The organism is Pseudomonas sp. LBUM1656, assembly GCF_059716065.1.
Window position 1 is genome coordinate 6329076 of the sequence record NZ_CP166800.1, and the last position, 20615, is coordinate 6349690.

Genomic DNA, 20615 nt, shown 5'->3' on the forward strand with positions numbered 1-20615 from the left:
TGGCTATGCGAAAGCCTAGTCAGACTTTCGCATCCTGCCATGAGAGAACGGCGGACCTTGAATGGTTCCGCCGCTGCCACATGAAACTGTCTATTCGGCGATGAGTGCTTCGACCTTGAGGATCTGCGCGGCCAGTGTTTCGCGGTTTGCACAACGCAGGTTGGCATGACCGACCTTGCGGCCGACCTTGAACGCCTTGCCATAGTGGTGCAGATGGCAATCGGCGATGGCCAGGACTTTCTCGGTCTCCGGCACTTTACCGATGAAGTTGAGCATCGCGCTCTCGCCAACCTTGGCTGTCGAACCCAGCGGCAGCCCAGCAACGGCCCGCAGGTGGTTTTCGAACTGGCTGCACTCGGCGCCTTCGGTGGTCCAGTGCCCGGAGTTGTGCACGCGTGGGGCGATTTCGTTGGCCTTGAGGCCACCGTCGACTTCGAAGAACTCGAACGCCATCACGCCGACGTATTCCAGCTGTTTAAGCACGCGGCTGGAGTAGTCTTCGGCCAGTGCTTGCAGCGGGTGATCGGTGCTGGCCACGGACAGCTTGAGGATGCCGCTGTCATGGGTGTTGTGAACCAGCGGGTAGAACTTCGTCTCACCATCGCGAGCCCGAACGGCGATCAGCGAAACTTCGCCAGTGAACGGCACGAAACCTTCCAGCAGACACGCCACGCTACCCAGTTCGGCGAAGGTGCCGACCACATCTTCCGGTGTGCGCAGGACTTTCTGGCCCTTGCCGTCATAACCCAGGGTGCGGGTTTTCAGCACGGCCGGCAGACCGATGGATGCCACGGCGGCGTCCAGATCGGCTTGCGACTGGATGTCGGCGAACGCCGGGGTGGGAATCCCCAGGTCCTTGAACATGCTCTTCTCGAACCAGCGATCACGCGCGATGCGCAGGGCTTCGGCGCTCGGGTAGACCGGGACGAATTGCGACAGGAACGCCACGGTTTCGGCCGGGACGCTTTCGAACTCGAAGGTCACCAGATCGACTTCATCGGCCAGCTGACGCAGGTGATCCTGATCGCCATAATCGGCCCGCAGGTGTTCGCCCAACGCGGCTGCGCAAGCATCCGGCGCCGGGTCCAGGAAAGCGAAGTTCATGCCCAGCGGAGTGCCCGCCAACGCCAACATGCGACCCAACTGGCCGCCACCGATTACACCGATCTTCATCGTCAACAACCTCAGGCGATGCGTGGGTCTGGATTTTCCAGGACGCTGTCTGTCTGCTCAGCGCGGAATTTTTTCAGCACCGCGTGGAACTGCGGGTGCTTGGCGCCGAGGATACTCGCCGACAGCAGGGCTGCGTTGATCGCGCCGGCCTTGCCGATGGCCAGGGTGGCAACCGGGATGCCCGCGGGCATCTGCACAATCGAGAGCAGCGAATCGACGCCCGAGAGCATCGACGACTGCACCGGAACGCCCAGCACCGGCAGGTGGGTCTTGGCCGCACACATGCCAGGCAAGTGGGCCGCGCCACCGGCACCGGCGATGATCACCTCGATGCCACGCGCCTCGGCCTCTTCGGCGTACTGGAACAGCAGGTCCGGGGTGCGGTGGGCAGAGACCACTTTCACCTCGTAAGGAATGCCGAGCTTTTCCAGCATATCGGCGGTGTGGCTAAGGGTGGACCAATCGGACTTGGAGCCCATGATCACGCCAACCAGTGCACTCATCGTCGTGCCTCTTCTCTCTGGGCGCCCGCAGGCGCGTCAAAAAACAACAAGCCACGCAAAATGCGTGGCTTGATTGTACGAATTATGGCCGGACGAACCGGCCGAAGGCCGCGCAGTATACCTCAATGAAGCAGATAAACAGCCCCCGAAACGACCATCTGTCATACGGCGCAAAGTGCCGGTTTTATTGACCTGAAGGTCAATCAAATACACCACAAATCCCTGTGGGAGCGGGCTTGCTCGCGAAGGCGGTGTGTCAGGCAGCATTGATGTCGACTGCCCCACCGCCTTCGCGAGCAAGCCCGCTCCCACATTTCATCTCTATCAGTCTCAGGAGCCGGTTGTGCCCTGCGCTGCGCCGCCTTCCAGCTTGCGCCACAACAACCGCACATTCGCCTTGCGCACCAGCGCGCAGCGATACAAACGAATCTCCAGCGGCACATGCCATTGTGGGCCGCCGCAGACCACCAGTTCACCGCGCGCCAGTTCGGCGCGTACGCTGAGCTGCGGCACCCAGGCAATCCCCAGGCCCTCCAGCGCCATGCTTTTCAGGCTGTCAGCCATGGCGGTCTCATAGATGGTGGTAAAGCGCAGCGCACGCTGGCGCAGCAACATGTTCACCGAACGTCCGAGAAACGCACCGGCGCTGTAGGCCAGCAGCGGCACACTGCCTTCGCCTTCAAGGTCGAACAGCGGCTTGCCGTCGGCATCCGCCGCGCACACCGGCAGCATCTCGGTGTGGCCGAGGTGCAGCGACGGAAAGATTTCCGGGTCCATCTGCAAGGCCGCGTCCGGGTCATAAAACGCCAGCATCAAGTCGCAGCCGCCTTCGCGCAGCGCATGCACAGCGTCGCCGACGTTGGTCGCCACCAAACGCGTGGCAATATTCAGGCCTTCGTTACGCAACTGCGCGATCCAGCGCGGAAAGAAACCCAGCGCCAATGAGTGAGCGGCGGCCACTTGCATCACTTCGCCCTGCCCGCCTTCCAGATGATGAAGGTGGCGCAGTACTTCGCCGAGCTGCTCGACCACGGTCCGCGCAGTCACCAGAAACAACTGCCCCGCCGCTGTCAGCTCAACAGGCGTGCGTGAGCGATTGACCAGCGTCAGCCCCAGCGCGGCTTCAAGGCTGCGGATCCGGCGGCTGAACGCCGGCTGAGTCACGAAGCGTCGTTCCGCAGCCTGGGAGAAGCTGCGTGTCGCGGCCAAGGCGCTGAAGTCCTCGAGCCATTTACTTTCCAGATTCATCACGTCCTCCCGGACACGCACCAATTTAGGTCACACGCTCGCCGCACACACGGCGTCACATGGGCATTATGCCGAATGTGCATAGGCCAGTGTTTAACAGCATTGGCCGAAAATTCTCTACAAGCCTAGCATTTGCAGTGTTCCGGCACAGACCGGGTCCTTATCGAGATGATTTCTATCATGTCCTCCGCTGCATCTTTCCGCACAGAAAAAGACCTGCTTGGCGTACTCGAAGTACCTGCTCAAGCGTATTACGGCATCCAGACCCTGCGAGCGGTGAACAACTTCCGTCTCTCCGGCGTTCCGATTTCGCATTACCCGAAGCTGGTGGTCGGTCTGGCGATGGTCAAACAGGCCGCCGCTGACGCCAACCGCGAACTGGGTCACCTGAGCGAAGCCAAGCACGCTGCCATCAGCGAAGCCTGTGCACGTTTGATCCGCGGCGATTTCCACGAAGAGTTCGTGGTGGACATGATTCAGGGCGGCGCTGGCACTTCGACCAACATGAATGCCAACGAAGTCATCGCCAACATCGCGCTGGAGGCCATGGGTCACCAGAAAGGCGAATACCAATACCTGCACCCGAACAACGACGTGAACATGGCGCAGTCGACCAACGACGCCTACCCGACCGCGATCCGCCTGGGTCTGCTGCTGGGTCACGACGCGCTGCTGGCCAGCCTCGACAGCCTGATTCAGGCGTTCGCTGCCAAGGGTGTCGAGTTCAGCCACGTATTGAAGATGGGCCGTACCCAGCTGCAAGACGCCGTGCCGATGACCCTGGGCCAGGAATTCCGCGCCTTCGCCACCACTCTGAGCGAAGACCTGGCACGCCTGAAAACACTGGCACCTGAACTGCTGACCGAAGTGAACCTGGGCGGCACCGCGATCGGCACCGGCATCAACGCCGACCCGCGTTACCAGCACCTGGCTGTCGAGCGTCTGGCACTGATCAGCGGTCAACCGCTGGTTCCGGCGGCCGACCTGATCGAAGCCACCTCCGACATGGGCGCCTTCGTGCTGTTCTCCGGCATGCTCAAGCGTACCGCAGTCAAGCTGTCGAAGATCTGCAACGACTTGCGCCTGCTGTCCAGCGGCCCACGCACCGGCATCAACGAAATCAACCTGCCGGCGCGTCAGCCAGGCAGCTCGATCATGCCCGGCAAGGTCAACCCGGTTATCCCGGAAGCCGTGAACCAAGTGGCGTTCCAGATCATCGGCAACGACCTGGCCCTGACCATCGCGGCCGAAGGCGGCCAGTTGCAACTGAACGTGATGGAGCCGCTGATCGCGTTCAAGATCTTCGACTCGATCCGCCTGCTGCAACGCGCCATGGACATGCTGCGCGAGCACTGCATCGTCGGCATCACCGCCAACGAAGAGCGCTGCCGTGAACTGGTCGAGCACTCGATCGGCCTGGTCACCGCGCTGAACCCGTACATCGGCTATGAAAACGCCACCCGCATTGCCCGTATCGCGCTGGAAAGCGGCCGCGGCGTGCTGGAACTGGTGCGCGAAGAAGGCTTGCTCGACGACGAAATGCTCGCCGACATCCTGCGCCCGGAAAACATGATTGCTCCGCGTCTGGTTCCGCTTAAAGCCTGATCCGACGCGTTACTTGTAGCACCGCTCACCAGGTCGAGGGACTAGACACCTCTCACCTTTTGAGGGCTTGGGGATTTATTCCCCAAGCCCTTTTTTTTAACTCGTTTTGCAACAACGCAGAACCTGTGGGAGCGGGCTTGCCCGCGATGAACGATAACGCGGAGTTCCTGATAACCGCGGTGCCTGCATCGCGGGCAAGCCCGCTCCCACATGAACCGGACCTCCACAGGGTCAGGTGTTTCAAAGCTTAGTTACACCGAATGCACCACAACCGTGCAGACGGACGGCACTCTCCTAGGTATAGTGCCGCCCCTCTTCGCGTGAGCGGTCGTCGGTAACGAGGCCCAAACCCATGCGAAACCCGAACTAATAACAAACCTGCGATATGGGCCCGGGACGAACACTCGCCTCACTGTTGTGCCATGTGCACTCCGGTGTAACGCGATGTTTCTACCTGCCCAGCATTTGCCTAAACAAAAAACAGCGAGGAATAATCCATGCTCGAAGTCATTAACGACTTCCTCTCAGGGAAAGTACTGATCGTGCTCATTGTCGGGCTCGGTAGCTACTTCACGATCCGCTCGCGTTTCGTTCAATTGCGCCACTTCTTCCACATGTTCGCGGTGTTCCGCGACAGCCTGAAAAGCAGCGCCGGGCAACTCAGTTCGTTCCAGGCCTTGATGCTCAGTCTCGCCGGCCGTGTCGGCGCGGGGAATATCGCCGGTGTCGGCATCGCCGTGACCCTCGGTGGGCCAGGTGCGGTGTTCTGGATGTGGGTGACCGCACTGGTCGGCATGTCCAGCAGCTTCTTCGAATGCTCCCTTGGTCAGCTCTACAAACGTACGGATGCCGACGGCACCTACCGTGGCGGCCCGTCTTACTACATCCAGCACGGCCTGCAGAAGCGCTGGTTGGGTATGGTCATGGCGTTCCTGTTGCTGGTGACCTTCGGCTTCGCCTTTAACGGCCTGCAAGCCCACGCCGTAACCCACTCGCTGAACAACGCGTTCGGCCTCGACACCACCTACACGGGCCTGGCCCTGGCAGTGTTGCTGGGCATGGTGTTCATCGGCGGGATCAAGCGTATTGCCAAGGTCGCGGACCTGCTGGTGCCGGTCAAAACCCTGGTGTACATCGGCGTGACCATTTATGTGATCGTGCTGCAATTCGACCACGTACCGGCGATGTTGATGACCATCGTGAAAAGCGCTTTCGGTCTGGATCAAGCCTTCGGCGGCCTGATTGGCAGCGCCATTGTCATGGGCGTGAAGCGTGGCGTGTTCGCCAACGAAGCGGGCCTGGGCAGTGCGCCAAACGTGGCAGCCGTAGCGTCGGTCGAGCACCCGGTGGCACAGGGCGTGGTTCAGGCGTTCAGCGTGTTCCTCGACACCTTCGTGATCTGCACCTGCACCGCATTGCTGATCCTGCTCTCGGGCTTCTACACCCCGGGCTTCGAAGGCGACGGCATTGCCCTGACCCAGAACTCCCTGGCTGCCGTGGTCGGTGACTGGGGCCGGAGCTTTATCTCCGTAGCCCTGTCGTTGTTCGTGTTCACCTCGATCCTCTACAACTACTACCTGGGCGAGAGCAACCTGCGCTTCCTGATCGGTGAAAACCGCAAGGCGCTGATCGGCTACCGTGCGCTGGTGCTGGTGTTGATCTTCTGGGGTGCAATCGAGAACCTGGGCACAGTGTTCGCCTTCGCCGACATCACCATGACCCTGCTGGCGTTCGTGAACCTGATCGCGCTGTTCCTGCTGTTCAAGGTCGGCATGCGCATCCTGCGTGACTACGACGACCAGCGCGCTGCCGGGATCAAGACGCCGGTGTTCGATTCGAGCAAGTTCCCGGATCTGGACCTGGATCTGAAAGCCTGGCCAGCCAATCCGCCAGCCGCCGCTCCCAAAGCCGAAGCTGAGCCGCAAGGCGTACCCGCAGCGCAACGCTGATCGGTTAAAATGCGAAACCCCTTGTGGGAGCGGGCTTGCTCGCGAAAGCGGTCTATCAGTCGACATCACTATCGACTGACACGACCTCTTCGCGAGCAAGCCCGCTCCCACAGGGAAGTCATCGTTCTCGGAGAGTCTCCATGAATTCCTCGACCTACCCTGCCGCTCAGCACGTCATGGTGCTCTACACCGGCGGCACCATCGGTATGCAGGCCAGCGCCAACGGCCTGGCCCCGGCGTCCGGTTTCGAAGCGCGGATGCGCGAATACCTGCACAGCCAACCTGAACTCGCAGTGCCACAGTGGCGCTTTCGCGAGATGTCGCCGCTGATCGACAGCGCCAACATGAGCCCGGCGTATTGGCAGCAACTGCGTGAGGCGGTGGTCGATGCCGTTGATGTGCAGGGCTGCGACAGCGTGCTGATCCTGCACGGCACCGACACCCTCGCCTACAGCGCCGCCGCAATGAGTTTTCAATTGCTCGGCCTGCAGGCCCGCGTGGTGTTCACCGGTTCCATGCTGCCGGCCGGCGTCACCGACAGCGATGCCTGGGAAAACCTCAGCGGTGCGCTGGTTGCGCTGGGCCATGGCCTGGCACCGGGTGTTCACCTGTACTTCCACGGCGAACTGCTGGATCCGACCCGTTGCGCGAAGGTTCGCAGCTTCGGCCGTCACCCGTTCAAGCGGCTGGAGCGCCAGGGCGGTGGCATGAAGGCCACTTCGCTGCCAGCTCAATTGAACTACAGCCAGAGTAAGCAACTGGCCAAAGTCGCGGTGCTGCCGTTATTTCCAGGCATCGGTGCCGAGCAACTTGATGGCCTGCTGAACAGCGGCATTCAAGGCTTGGTACTGGAGTGCTACGGCAGCGGCACCGGGCCGAGCGATAACCCTGAGTTTCTCGTCAGTCTGGAACGGGCGCGGGACAAGGGTGTTGTGATTGTGGCGGTTACGCAGTGCCACGAAGGTGGTGTCGAGCTGGATGTGTATGAGGCCGGCAGCCGATTGCGTGGAGTTGGTGTGCTTTCGGGTGGCGGCATGACCCGTGAGGCGGCGTTCGGCAAGTTGCATGGATTGCTGGGTGCCGGGCTCGACACTGCTGAAGTGCGGCGCCTGGTCGAACTCGACCTCTGCGGCGAACTCAGCTGACCCCACACTAAACCTGTGGGAGCGGGCTTGCTCGCGAAGACGGCGGCACATCCAACATCGATGTGACCGACACACCGCTTTCGCGAGCAAGCCCGCTCCCACAAGGATCTTCAATGGGCACACAACTTGCTGCCGTTCCAGCATCCCAAGGCTGGAACATCCCATGCTCCACTCCCACCTCACCACCCTCAACGCCGTCTCCCTGGTGCTCAACACTTTCAAGGCCGAAGGCTTGTCCAGCGAAGCGCTGCTGGCGGGAAGTGGCATCAGCGCGACGGATCTGAGCCGGGCGGACACGCGCATCACCACCAACCAGGAGATGCAGGTCTGCGCCAACGCCGTCGCGCTCAAGCGTGATATCGGCCTGGAACTGGGCCGGCGGATGCACGTTTCGTCCTATGGCATGCTCGGTTATGCACTGCTCACCTGTGCCACCTTCGGTGACGCTTTGCGGTTGGCGATGCGTTATCCGGCGCTGTTGGGAACACTTTTCGAGCTAAGCCTGGAAGAGGACGGCGAGCGTATCTGGTTCGTGGCCGCCGATTATCGGGAGAACCCGGCGCTGGCGGTGTTCAATGCCGAGTTCTGTCTGGTGTCGCTAAAAGTCATTTGCGATGACCTGCTCGGGCACCCGCTGCCCTTACTCGCGGCGCGTCTGGAACATGCGGCGCCGGACTACCAGGCGACCTACGCCGAACACTTCAACTGCCCATTGCACTTCGACGCGCGGGATAACGCCTTTGCTTTCGATAAGCGCTGGCTCGACCAGCCTTTGCCACTTGCCGATGTCATCACCCATCAAGCCATGGTCGAACGCTGCCGCAAGCAGAACACCGAATTCACCGGGCGTCAGGCGTGGCTGGGGCGGATTCGAGAGTTGCTCCGTGCGCAACTGCATGCGGCGCCGGGGCTGGACGGTCTGGCGTTACAGATGAATTGCTCGGCGCGCACGTTACGTCGCCATCTCAAGGACCTGGGGTGCAGTTATCAGGAATTGCTCGACGAACTGCGCTTCGAGCAGGCCAAGCAGATGCTTTGCGAAGATCAGCTGCCGATCTACCGGATCGCCGAAGCGCTGGGCTTCAGCGAAACCGCAAGCTTCCGCCATGCGTTTGTGCGCTGGAGCGGTGTCGCGCCGAGCCAGTTCAGACCACACTGATTTCCCACTGTGGGAGCGGGCTTGCTCGCGAGGGCGGCGTATCAGTTGACATTGATTTGACTGACACATCGCCTTCGCGAGCAAGCCCGCTCCCACAGGATTTTGCATTTCACGCCCAATGCTGAACCACCGACGCGCCAAAAAAGGGCGAATTCCGGTCAAACCTTTTGGCCATATCGATCCCCTTTTGGCCTTTCCTGCCGTTCTCCCGAACGCCGCCTCCCGCAAGACTGTGTTCAACCGAATCAGCCTGCGGAGAACAAGAAATGCTGACGATCTACTCGGACGATCACCACCTGCACCACGGCCGTTGTGAATTGATGGACGGGCAACTGATGCCCTGCTTCGAAATGCCCTCACGTGCCGACCATGTGCTGCAACGTGTGCAAACGCAAAATCTCGGCCCGGTCGAAGCGCCGCAGGATTTCGGCCTGGACCCGATCGCACGCATCCACAGCGGCGACTACCTGAACTTCTTCAAAGGTGCCTGGGCACGCTGGACCGAGTTCAATACCGACGGCGACTTGCTGCCCTACACCTGGCCGGCCCGCACCCTGCGCCGGATCATCCCCACCAGCCTGCACGGCCAGCTCGGCTATTACAGCTTCGACGGCGGCGCACCGATCACCGCCGGCACCTGGCAAGCGGCATACAGTGCAGCGCAAGTGGCCCTCACCGCGCAAGCCGCCATCCAGCGCGGCGCCCGCAGTGCCTTCGCCCTGTGCCGTCCGCCCGGACACCACGCCGCCAGCGATTTGATGGGCGGTTATTGCTACCTCAACAACGCCGCCATCGCCGCTCAGGCGTTCCTTGATCAGGGCCACAAAAAAGTCGCGATCCTCGACGTCGACTACCACCACGGCAACGGCACTCAGTCGATTTTCTACGAACGCAGCGACGTGCTGTTCACCTCGATCCACGGCCATCCGGAAGCCGAATTCCCGTTCTTCCTCGGCTATGAAGACGAGCTGGGTGAAGGCCCGGGCGAAGGCTTCAACTTCAACTACCCTTTGCCGGCCGGCAGCGGCTGGGACAGCTGGAGTGCCGCTCTGGATGAAGCCTGCAACGAGATCGAGCAATACGGCGCCGACATCGTTGTCGTCTCCCTGGGCGTCGACACGTTCAAGGACGATCCGATCTCCCAATTCAAGCTCGACAGCCCGGATTACCTGGCCATGGGCGCGCGCATCGCGAAGCTCGGAAAACCAACGCTGTTCGTGATGGAAGGCGGTTACGCGGTGGAAGAAATCGGCATCAACGCCGTGAACGTTCTCGAAGGTTTTGAAAGCGCCCAATGAGGAATTAGAACAATGAACAGACTCAAGCGTTTTATTGCACCGGCGCTATGCGCCACGGTGCTCGGTGGCGCCGCCCACGCTGAAGAGCGAACGTTGCGCGTCTACAACTGGTTCGACTACATCACGCCCAAGGCGCTGGAAGATTTCAAGGCGCAGAACCCCCAGACCAAACTGGTCTACGACATCTTCGACACCAACGAAGCACTGGAAGCCAAGCTGCTGACCGGCAACTCCGGCTATGACGTGGTAGTGCCGTCCAATGTGTTCCTCGCCAAGCAGATCGAAGCCGGCGTGTTCCAGCCGCTGGACCGCAGCAAACTGCCGAACTGGAACCACCTCGATCCGAAGTTGATGAAGCTGCTCGAAGGCAACGATCCGGGCAACAAATTCGCCGTGCCGTACATGTACGGCACCATCCTGATCGGCTTCAACCCGGACAAGGTCAAGGCCGCCCTCGGCGACAATGCGCCGGTGGACAGCTGGGACCTGATCTTCAAGGAAGAGAACATCAGCAAGCTCAAGCAGTGCGGCGTCGCCTTGCTCGACTCGCCGTCGGAGATCCTGCCGCTGGCGCTGCAACACCTCGGTCTGGACCCCAACAGCAAGAAGCCGGCGGACTACGAAAAGGCTGAAGCGCTGTTGATGAAAATCCGGCCGTACATCACCTACTTCCACTCCTCCAAATACATGGCCGACATTGCCAACGGCGACATCTGCGTCGCGGTCGGTTATTCCGGCAGCTTCTCGCAAGCCGCCAACCGCGCCAAGGAAGCCAAGAATGGTGTGATCGTCGACATGCGCCTGCCAAAAGAAGGCGCGCCGATCTGGTTCGACATGCTCGCGATTCCGAAAGGCGCGAAGAACCCGGAAGACGCCTACACCTTCATCAACTACCTGTTGCAACCCAAGGTGATCGCGCCAGTCAGCGACTTCGTCGGCTACCCGAACCCGAACAAGGACGCCACGGAACTGGTCGACCCGGCGATCCGCAACAACCCGAACCTGTACCCGACCGAAACGGCGATGGGTACGCTGTACACCCTGCAACCATTGCCGCGTGATGCCGAACGTGCGCGCACGCGAGCCTGGACCAAGATCAAGTCCGGTACCTGAAACAACGGCTGAAATCAAAGACCCGCACTCGCGGGTCTTTTTTTGCCTGCGATATATATGTACCGCCAGGCACGCTCGGACGCCCGATACCTTCCCCTGATCCAGCGCTGCGCAATCAATGTCGGCGCGCTCTCAGTCAGGAGACGACCATGCCCGAAACCGTTGCCCCGAGTGCAGAAGAGGTACTGACCCAACTGGTCACCGGCCCCACGATCAGAGAGGTTGCAGCAAGCGCATTGAGTCCTGCGCTCAACGCACTGTATCCGCAGTTGAAGATTGATCCGACACTCGCCACGGTCGTCACCCCGACCTGGGTCGATACCGGCACCGAGGTCGTGCCCGGCCGCAATGTGTATGAATCACTCACCGATGTGCTGGTGCGCCTTGGATTGTCGGGATCGACGGTGACGCTCATCGATGGCGAACATTTCCTGACCCTGCAACCGGGCGCTGAACCGCAGGCTCATCTGCCGGTGAAAATCAATGCCATCGGATGCCTGCTCAACACGCTCGCGCCGCAGCTGTTCATCGCCTATCAGCAACAGCAGCTTGATTTCTGGAACCAGGAGACAAGCCCTTCGACCCCGCGCTGGCATTCGCTGTCGCAATCGCTGCAAGACATCTGGAACCTGGATGAGGCCTCAAACTGGGATGCGGATCAAAAAGCGATGGCCCGAGCCGTGTTCAATCATCCGGATCGCGCAATGCGACGATTACAGGACAAGTACCTGACCAAGGCCTGCCTGATCGATACCGATCGCATTGAAAACACGGTGGCCGAACATCTGCGCGTTCTGGATATCGCCGTGTTCGTGGGCACGTTGGGTGCGCGTACCCTGGTGCTGACGCATTCGATTGCCGAAGGGTTCAAGCGCTACGACTCTGTTGAAGCACTGGGTAAAACGTTGTTCGCCCAGCCTGGCACGTCAAGCGTCGAGCTGACACTGCAATGGCGTCTGTATGAACCCGAGGGTAATTTCTTTCACCATCAGGCCTGCGCCCTGATAGCACTCGAAGCCGAGGCCATCGGAACATTCAATACGTTTCAACGTGCTTCCTTTACGAGTCTTTCACCACAAATCAGCGCCGCCGCAAAAAGCTTCACCGAATTCGAAGCCCTGCCGTCGTCGCGCTTCAGCAAGGTTCAGGGGTTACTGACAGGCTGGTTGAAAGACGCCTCGTCGGCGGACCTTACCCGTTACAGCCGACACTTGATGGACCTGGCGCAGTTGCGGGAACAGGACGCTGGAAAAACCTTCGATGAAGGCATCTCGTCACTGCCGCAATTTGCGCTGCAAACCCTGCGGGAGCAGATGATCAAGGATCATCCAACGGCCTCGGACCTGGATCTGCAAGACATTGAAATCAACATCACCAGCGTCGTGGTGCTGGGCGCTGTCGTGGTACCGGGCAAGACGCAAACCACCACGCTGTCGCTGATCGACCTGGCGCTGCAAAACCTGATTGCCGTTCCACTGGGCAACAAGACGGTGAGCTACAAAAACGGCGACGCGGTGCCTGCGTGGATGACCCCCGCCTACCTGGAAAAACTCGTCACGCAGGTCGATATCGGTGCTGTTTTCCCGGCGTTGATCAAGCACAAGCTGCTTGAAGATCCGCGTGAAACGTTGCGCCGCCAGGGTCTTTACACCCGCCACCTGCGCGTCCAGTTACCTTTGCAGGCGCTGCAGCACAAGATGCGCGACGAGGCCGGGATTGATGAACACGGGTATCAATACGTTAATGCTGCCATGCAGGAAAACGCAGCCGATCGCTGGGTGAACGGACAGGAGATCGTCATTCGACCGTTGGCTTTTATTACCGGTGATTCCGCCGACAGCAAAGGCGATGAAGTCGCCAACATGTTCGTCATCGGTCCGCGGCTCATCGATAAAGGCCCGTGTCTGCTCTACCGGCCATTGCTCTCCCCCTCGCTGACGCAGTACCCCAGCGAGGCCAATCTGCTGTATGCGATCAAGCACGAAAAAACCCTTCGCCAATCGATCCTGGCCTGGCTGTCAGACGATGTGCGCTTCAATTATTCCCAGTATGTGTTTTCGGGTGAGTTGCCTTCGTTCTGGACGCTGACCCAATTGCTGGTAGATACCACTTCAGCCTTGGGCAGGATGGGCACGGTGACGCTCAGTGCGACAGCCCTTGATGACGTGCCACTGGCGACCCTGTTCAAAGCCAACGCCAACGCAATGATTACCCTGGCTGACCGCCAATCGGTGTCCAATGCGCAAGCTCGCTGGGCAACACTCAAGCAAGGCACATGGATGTTGTTCAATGTCGCGCTGCCCTTTCTCGGTCGCACCGCCGGGGTGGCCGCGTGGGTCTGGCAGATTATGGACGACTTGCAGGACATTACCGATGCCGAAGAGAACGACGACAGCCAACTCGCCTGGTCTGCCCTGACCGATCTGCTGTTGATGCTCGGCATGGTGCTGGCCCATCAGGCTGCCACTCGCCATAAACCCGTCTCGCCGTTACCCGAGAAGGTCGAGCCGCCATCCCTGGTCCCCGAAAGCAAGCCAGCCCATAAAATCACGATCACCCATCTACCTGATCTCAATCAGCTTCCGCCGTCCCATGAGTCATCCCTGCACGCCATCGCTACGCTGCCGCCTACGTCCTTGGGCGTCTTGCTTGATGAACTGGCCATCGCCGAACCCAAAGGAATGGCCGTCGCTTCCAGCGAGCCCGGCCCTCACCAACACCTCAGGTCACTCAATGGAAAATGGTATGCGAAGGTGGGCCAGCGATGGTTCGAAGTCACCCTCAACGACAACAACGATGTGCAGATCATTGACTCACGCCGTTCTCCCACACGCACCGGACCGCTGCTGATCAAGAACGCCAGGGGTGAGTGGTTCATCGATACTCGGCTGAGGCTTCGGGCCGGGGGCAAGGAGAAAAAACGCCTGGAACAACAAAACCAGCAGCGCCAGGCTGAACTGAAACAACAAATGATCGCGTTCGAAAGCCAAACCAAAAGCCGCGAGACCGAACTCAAGGAAGCGGAAAAAAACGCGCAGGCGACAACCGCCACCGATACCCATCGCCGCTTGTACCTTGAGATGCTCGACCAGCAGATGTCGTTCATCAGCGCCAACATGGAGCAGATGAAAGCCTTCAATGCTCGCGAGGCCATTCCCAATTACCGAAAAGCGATGATCAGCCGCCTGGATTTCCAGCTTTCGCTGCTGCAAAAATGGTTCGATCACCAGCAGCCGGTTTTCGGCAATCAAATGCGCCTTTCCATCGATCTTCTCGACAACCCGCCAACGGAAAACGTCCTGACCGCTCGGCAAACCCATCAGTTCATGAGCGATTTGACTGGAAGCTACATCAACAAAATCGAGTTTGCACGTTCGCGCTTCGAGCAATTGAACCTGCTCGGCAAAGAAGGTGTTGAAGTGATCCGCGACGTCAAGGCTCATATGCCGTCGTTCGAATTACAGGACCTCAAACTGTTCCAGATCACACTGGGGCAGGAGTTGTGCCTCGACCTCAGCGCTGCGACCGAGCCTGAGGCCCGCCCGGCGCTGGAGAACGTAGTGGAGAACGCCGCCCTTGCCATTCAGGCCTCACTGGACCTGGCCGCTGACGAAGAGGTACGGCGGTTACCGGAGCGGATCGATGGGCTCAGCGATCTGGTGGAGCAACTCACGCTTACCGACCAGCGCATCGTCGATCTGCCCACCGAGTTTCCCGGTCAGTTCCTGCAACCCCCCCTCGATTTGATGCGCCAACGTATCGCCGGCTTTCAACAACGCACCGTGAAGCATCTGGCGAGCTTGCTGCGGGAGCGCCAGGCACTGGAACCGCAGCCTGGCCCTTCCCGTCAGCCTACCGCTCCCGCCAAGCGAATCATCAAGACCCGTTACAAAGGCACGGTGGTGGGCCAGCTACGCGCCGACTCCGTGACGCCTGGGTCAGAACTGATCGACGTGACCTCGGCGTTGACCGGTCAAGTCATCTCGACTTTTCATGAGAAGTCCCCGGGTGTCTGGGTTGAAAGAGTGACGCCGAAACCGGTTTCCCACGTCGTCGTCCGACCCGACTTGGGTGCAAGCACGATCCACGGCCAGGCATTGCTGGACGGGCTGGAGGCGTTCATTCGCCGAATGGAAGCCCATTCAAAAGGCGCGGGACGAATACCCGTGGAAATAGAGGAAATGTTTCATCAGCACGCCCATCGATTGCAGGAGACCGCCAGCGCAATCGACAACGCGCTGACCGCCAGTAATTCCACCGAAAGTGGTCCGGGGTCCACCGTCACACTGGCCAAGCAGTTGAACGATGGGGCGACCAAACTCTACAGCCAGGGACGCGCGACGCGAATCAGCATGACCAAACTACAGCCGCCGACGGCGGAGCGGGTCCGCTGGCTGCAGGGCGAAGATCAGGTCGACATCGTCAAGAACGCCGGCCGCCGATTGCTCAAAAGCCGTAAAAGAGACTACCTCGAGGAATACGAGATCCGTGATCACGGTACCCAAAAAGTTCTGTGGTATGCCCACTTCCACTATTCAGAGCCCGCATCGCCTGCTCATACCTATACCGCGGCGCACCTGAAAACCGTACAGCAACGGCTGCTGGGGGGCGCATCCGAGGCTCGCAACACGAACGACGATCTCCAGGCGATTTCGATCTACCGCAGCGAAATCAGTCCGCAACTGGCGACCACCCTGTTTTTCGCAAAAGCGTCGGCCCCGGTATCAGGGCCGTAAGCCTTACATTGTGCTGAACCCTGGACCCGCATTCGCGGGTCTTTTTTGCCTGCGATATATATCTACCACCCCAGGCAGCCGACGCCTGATTACCTTCGATGCACCAAGAGGCTGTCCCGGCCTCGTCATTGCGCCCAGGTATTCGCCATGAGCAACAACACTTCATCGTCCCGGATTGATTCGGCGCCCTTGGTGGAAACCAGTGACCTGGTGAGCCTGACCAGCCACAGCCCCACGCTCAGCGAAGTGGCTTCGCATCTGCTGCGCCAGACGCTGGAAAGATCCTGGCCAGAATTGCAGATTGATCCTGATAACGCCTTCGTCGGCACGCCTCAATGGCTCATCGTGGTCGATCATGTCGAGGCTGGCCCGACCACGTTCGAATCACTGACGTTGGCACTGATGCGCCAGGGCCTGTATGGAACCACGGCCAACTATCTCGAAGGCGAGCACTTCCTGACCCTTGAACCGGACAGCGAAAACCCGGTTCACCTCGCCGTCAGCATTGAGGATATTGCCAAGATGCTCAATGACTCGGCGTCGAGGCTGTTCGTCGAGGCTCAAGTACGGCAACTGGAATTCTGGAATGACAAGGGACATGCGATCCCCCGCTGGCAGGAGCTTTCCGACACCTTGCGCAAAGCGTTGAATGTGCAGACGGTCAAGGGCTGGGACGCCGATGAATGCGCGATGGCGCGAGAGGTGTCCAACGCCCCGGACAAAACCACCCGTGAAAATGTAAACAGCGAATTTTCCGTCATTGAGGCGTGCCTTCTCGATATCGATACCGTCGAGAATGACACCACCCGTCACCTATTGATCGGCGGCGCCCTGGTGCTCAAGGCCACGTATCGCAAACGCAACCTGCTGGTGATGTACACCATCGAGCGCGCGTACGAGTCTTTCAGTTCGATGGAAGGACTGGGTAACTCGCTTCCCGCACGCCTGGAGGATCAACTGGCAGGACGCGGTCTGACGTGGCGGCTTTACGAACCGGAAGGCAACGTCTTCGATCACATGGCGTGGGCGTTGGTCTCGTCACAAATGGATGCGATCAGCTCGTTGCAGTTTCTTGACGCACCGGCAGACGACAAGGTCGAGCCTGAAACCGGGCTCGACCTCAACGAAAAAGCGCGATTCCTGCAACTGGACAACGCGATTCCCGAGTGGTTGCGCCACGCCTCCTCCGACGATATCCAGGACTACAGCCGTTACATCAGCGCACTGGGCAAATTGTATCGGCAACCGGACAGCAAACTGGCCAAAGCAGAAATTCCGTCCATCACCGATCACGCCCAGCGGCAGATGCGTGAAGCGATCATCGCGGATCCACTGGCGGTTGGCGTCGCCGATCTTGCGCTGGATGATCTGCGGATCAAAATCACCAACAGTTTTACCGCCGACAATTTCACCCTTCCCAACCCGCTCGATCAGCGCATTGAAACCCTGGCCGAGTTCGCTCTGGAGAACGAAGCGCCCTACATGGCGAGCGTATTTTTCAAGGGTGGGGGGACGGTGCCGGATTGGCTGACCGTTGAATTTCTTACTACCCTGTCAGCGCAAGTGGACGTTGGCAAAGCCTACCCCGAACTGATCAAGCCCAAGCTTTTGGATGACCCGGTCGCCGCCCGACGTCAGGAAAACTTCTATCGCGATCAGTTGAGTTATTTGTTACCTCTCCAGGCACTGGAAGCCAGATTCAAGCCTGAAACCGGTGTGGACGAACGCGGCTACCGATACGTCTGCGAGCTGCTCGATCCCGATACCACACTCAAAACCATCGCCCTCTTCCCGCTGACGATGACGCCGCAACATCGCTTGATCAGCAGCAGCGACACTGTCGACAACATGTTCATTATCAGCCCTCGAGACGCACGCCGCGGGCCTTGCCTGCTCTATCGGCCGATGCTCGATGAGCCCCTGCTGCAATTCCCTTCAAGGCAAAACCTTTTGTACGCGTTGTATCAACCCGGCGACCTCAGGGATTCGGTACTGGCCTGGCTGCCCAAAACAAACCTGAGCTTTGAATACGCCCAGTATGTGTTTCCCACCGGACTCCCCTCTCCGTGGCTGATCGTGGAACAAGTCGTCAATCCATTGCAGCGGGCAGACAAGTTCGGGCGCGTGGTTTTCGAAAGCGTCGAGATCACGGGCGACATTCTGTCTGTGCTGTTCAAAAGCAACGCGCGGATGCTGGTCAGCCTCGCCGACCGGAAAGTACAATCCAATGCCGAACGGCGCTGGAGTGTATTGAAGGACAGTGGCTGGGCGCTCTTCAATGTCGCTTCGAATTTTCTCAGCGGTGCGGTCGGTACAGCCGTCTGGGTCTGGCAGACCATCAATCAGATTCAACAGGTCCGCGATGCCCATGACCGGGATGATCGCTTCATCGAATGGACGTCGATGTCAGATATTCTGCTGGCGATCGGCATTATCCTCAGCCATCACGCGGTGATTCGACGTAAAAGGGTTTCTAGCAAACCCCGGATCGAGCAGCTGACGAGGGAAAAAGCTGCAGAGACCGTCGTCAAGCCCAGGACCGTCACGCTCAACCTCACCCCACTGGCCCCGGATCTTCCTCCCAATCATCTTTCCTCGGTGGAACTGGCCGGCTCGGTCCCACGTCGAACACCGACCGCACTGGGCACCTACCTCGACACGCTAAAAGTGGCGGCCCCCGATATTTCCAGCGCGGACGTTACGAAGGTCAGGGAAGTCCCTCCGCATCTTTACCAACATAACTTCAGAAACTACGCCCAAGTGGGCAATCGGTGGTTTTGTGTCGACGTGAAAGGCGACGAAGAGGTTCACATCGTTTACCCGGATCAGCCTGCGCGAAATGGTCCGATGCTGATGGATAACGGCAAGGGGCAATGGGTACTCGACCTGCGTTTGCGCTTGCGAGGGGGGGCCGGGAACGCGTTCAGCCGCCACCAGGAAGCGGCAGACGAGCAGCGCAGGATCAATCTTGGAGAAGTTCTGAGATCCTTCAAAAGCCATGAAAAGGCCAAGGAAACCGAACTGACAACATTGCATGACAGCATCCGGCAGGCCAACGCCGAAAGCTACGCCCAACGAACGGCTGCGTACATGGAGAAACTGGATGCAACGATCGGCGAGTATCGCCAGGCGCTGGGGCATTTACGCGAATGGCGCACCCTCGGCGGGACGGAGTACTACAGAGAAGACTTGCTTCGCATGAGTGTGGTGCTACAGAAAAATCTGTCTTTGTGGTTTGTCCTGAAACGATCCGAGTACGCTCAGGCCACCAGCGTCTTGACCAAGGCCGGACAAAACGAACCGGTCCCCTTGCAAACGTTCGTCGACAGTGTGCAGAAAGCGTCCGACATCGGAGAGGAAATGGTTGAAAAGCTGACCCTGTCGTCATCGGTACTCGAGGACATGCACGCGGCCGGACGACCTGGCATTGAACGCGCGATGGAAATCAGAAAACTGGCGCCTTCGTTTACCACGCTGGATATCAAAGCCAACGAGGTCGGCATGGCGCAGGAACTGTGCCTCAATGATCAGGTCAGCCCCCTGATGCAGCAGGCTCGTAACGCTGTGGGACATATCGCTGCAAGTGCCGCGAAGGCCGCAATGCACGTGGCGGACCTGATGAAAGTCGAAGGCGAACCTTCCAATGTGCAGGCGCGTGTCGAGGAACTGAACAGTCTCGTGGAGACATTTGCCGACGCCGACCAGCGCATTCAGGAATTGCCGGGCACGTACCCCGGACTGGTCAAGCAATCCAGGCTCGATCATCTGCAATCACTCATCGCCGAATTCGCGCAGCTGGCACAAAACCACTTACAGACATTGCTTCCAGAGCCAGAGCCCATGGCCGTGCAAACGCCAGTAGAACGAGAACGACCGGGCACATCACGACAGCCGATCAAAGTGCGCAAGACGCGGCCTCGCGATTCCAGCAAAAATGAGCCCGAAAAAATCGCGGAAGATCCGCTCAAGCCATTCACTCCCACCGTTTACCAGCCACCCACTGCGTTGCTGGATGATGCCGGAACGATCGAGGCCGGAATTGAGCTGAACCTGGACACGAACGCGTTCATCGAACGCACCCGCAAAGACGCTTTGCTCCCAAGACGCGTCCCTGCCGACATACAAGATGTGTTTGATCAGCGGGCACTGAAACTGGAACAGACTGCCAACAGTGTTGATCAAGCCTTGATCAACAGCAGGAAGACCGAAGGATCGCCGATTCCGGTTGCTGCGCTGAGCCGCGATCTACGTGATGGGGCCAGCCGCCTTCGCAAGGAGGGTGTCAGCGTTCGAGCCGACCTGTACACGCGGCGCAAACCCACCCAGAGTATTTTCAAATGGATGCATGAAAACGGGCAGCTCGACATCAGCCGCGATAAACGAGGGCGCATCCAGACAAAGGGGCTCGGCGACTTTTTCCAGGAATACCGGATTTTCGACAAGTTCCGCAATCAGCCGTTATGGGTTGCGCATTTCCACTACGAAACCCTGACGAGCCCGGCGAAAACGCCCACCGCGGCCCATTTGAAAGTCTCAGATGACTATCTGAAAACGCTGTCGTCTGAGCAGCAACAGGCGTTGACGACCTTCGAGCCCATCGATGGGGTGTTCAGAAAGATCGAAGATCCCGGGTTACGTAAATTGTTTCTGGACCTGGAACCACAGGCAGAAACCGCATCGTAACCC

11 protein-coding genes are annotated in these 20615 nt (G+C 59.4%); 8 read left to right on the forward strand and 3 right to left on the reverse strand.

Annotated features, from left to right (window positions below):
• Positions 1-90 precede the first annotated feature (90 nt).
• The 3 genes from ACA072_RS28800 to ACA072_RS28810 all read right to left on the reverse strand — a co-directional run bounded on the left by ACA072_RS28800 (position 91) and on the right by ACA072_RS28810 (position 2924).
• Positions 91-1173, reverse strand: a complete 1083-nt coding sequence (locus tag ACA072_RS28800) for a 5-(carboxyamino)imidazole ribonucleotide synthase (protein ID WP_497622146.1) — start codon at positions 1171-1173, stop codon at positions 91-93.
• 11 nt (positions 1174-1184) lie between these two features.
• The gene (purE, locus tag ACA072_RS28805) at positions 1185-1676 is read right to left on the reverse strand and encodes a 5-(carboxyamino)imidazole ribonucleotide mutase (protein ID WP_008150032.1); all 492 of its coding nucleotides are present in this window, start codon (positions 1674-1676) and stop codon (positions 1185-1187) included.
• Between the two features lie 330 nt (positions 1677-2006).
• Positions 2007-2924, reverse strand: a complete 918-nt coding sequence (locus ACA072_RS28810) for a LysR substrate-binding domain-containing protein (RefSeq protein WP_219094670.1) — start codon at positions 2922-2924, stop codon at positions 2007-2009.
• Positions 2925-3104: 180 nt separating this feature from the next.
• Here ACA072_RS28810 and aspA point away from each other — a divergent pair, with 180 nt between their 5' ends.
• The 8 genes from aspA to ACA072_RS28850 all read left to right on the forward strand — a co-directional run bounded on the left by aspA (position 3105) and on the right by ACA072_RS28850 (position 20612).
• Positions 3105-4529, forward strand: coding sequence for an aspartate ammonia-lyase (aspA, locus tag ACA072_RS28815; protein ID WP_033059267.1), 1425 nt, complete (start codon positions 3105-3107; stop codon positions 4527-4529).
• A gap of 497 nt (positions 4530-5026) precedes the next feature.
• Positions 5027-6478, forward strand: coding sequence for an alanine/glycine:cation symporter family protein (locus tag ACA072_RS28820; RefSeq protein WP_462029293.1), 1452 nt, complete (start codon positions 5027-5029; stop codon positions 6476-6478).
• A 140-nt stretch (positions 6479-6618) separates the two neighbouring features.
• On the forward strand, positions 6619-7623 hold the full coding sequence (locus tag ACA072_RS28825; protein WP_497622149.1) for an asparaginase: 1005 nt from the start codon (positions 6619-6621) through the stop codon (positions 7621-7623).
• A gap of 163 nt (positions 7624-7786) precedes the next feature.
• The gene (locus ACA072_RS28830) at positions 7787-8782 is read left to right on the forward strand and encodes an AraC family transcriptional regulator (RefSeq protein ID WP_497622151.1); all 996 of its coding nucleotides are present in this window, start codon (positions 7787-7789) and stop codon (positions 8780-8782) included.
• A 266-nt stretch (positions 8783-9048) separates the two neighbouring features.
• Positions 9049-10080 (forward strand): histone deacetylase family protein, encoded by a 1032-nt coding sequence (locus ACA072_RS28835; RefSeq protein WP_497622153.1) that lies wholly within the window; start codon positions 9049-9051, stop codon positions 10078-10080.
• Positions 10081-10092: 12 nt separating this feature from the next.
• Entirely contained in the window at positions 10093-11193 is a 1101-nt protein-coding gene (locus ACA072_RS28840; protein WP_497622155.1) for a polyamine ABC transporter substrate-binding protein, read from the forward strand.
• Positions 11194-11342: 149 nt separating this feature from the next.
• Entirely contained in the window at positions 11343-15929 is a 4587-nt protein-coding gene (locus ACA072_RS28845; RefSeq protein ID WP_497622157.1) for a dermonecrotic toxin domain-containing protein, read from the forward strand.
• 147 nt (positions 15930-16076) lie between these two features.
• Positions 16077-20612 carry a dermonecrotic toxin domain-containing protein gene (locus tag ACA072_RS28850; RefSeq protein WP_497622159.1) on the forward strand — a complete coding sequence of 1512 codons (4536 nt, stop codon included), beginning with the start codon at positions 16077-16079 and terminating at the stop codon, positions 20610-20612.
• Positions 20613-20615 lie beyond the last annotated feature (3 nt).

Bases quoted from the DNA above. Each gene is read 5' to 3' on its own strand.
- ACA072_RS28800 (WP_497622146.1), bottom strand. From the start codon at position 1,173: ATGAAGATCGGTGTAATCGGTGGCGGCCAGTTGGGTCGCATGTTGGCG.
- purE (WP_008150032.1), bottom strand. From the start codon at position 1,676: ATGAGTGCACTGGTTGGCGTGATCATGGGCTCCAAGTCCGATTGGTCC.
- ACA072_RS28810 (WP_219094670.1), bottom strand. From the start codon at position 2,924: ATGAATCTGGAAAGTAAATGGCTCGAGGACTTCAGCGCCTTGGCCGCG.
- aspA (WP_033059267.1), top strand. From the start codon at position 3,105: ATGTCCTCCGCTGCATCTTTCCGCACAGAAAAAGACCTGCTTGGCGTA.
- ACA072_RS28820 (WP_462029293.1), top strand. From the start codon at position 5,027: ATGCTCGAAGTCATTAACGACTTCCTCTCAGGGAAAGTACTGATCGTG.
- ACA072_RS28825 (WP_497622149.1), top strand. From the start codon at position 6,619: ATGAATTCCTCGACCTACCCTGCCGCTCAGCACGTCATGGTGCTCTAC.
- ACA072_RS28830 (WP_497622151.1), top strand. From the start codon at position 7,787: ATGCTCCACTCCCACCTCACCACCCTCAACGCCGTCTCCCTGGTGCTC.
- ACA072_RS28835 (WP_497622153.1), top strand. From the start codon at position 9,049: ATGCTGACGATCTACTCGGACGATCACCACCTGCACCACGGCCGTTGT.
- ACA072_RS28840 (WP_497622155.1), top strand. From the start codon at position 10,093: ATGAACAGACTCAAGCGTTTTATTGCACCGGCGCTATGCGCCACGGTG.
- ACA072_RS28845 (WP_497622157.1), top strand. From the start codon at position 11,343: ATGCCCGAAACCGTTGCCCCGAGTGCAGAAGAGGTACTGACCCAACTG.
- ACA072_RS28850 (WP_497622159.1), top strand. From the start codon at position 16,077: ATGAGCAACAACACTTCATCGTCCCGGATTGATTCGGCGCCCTTGGTG.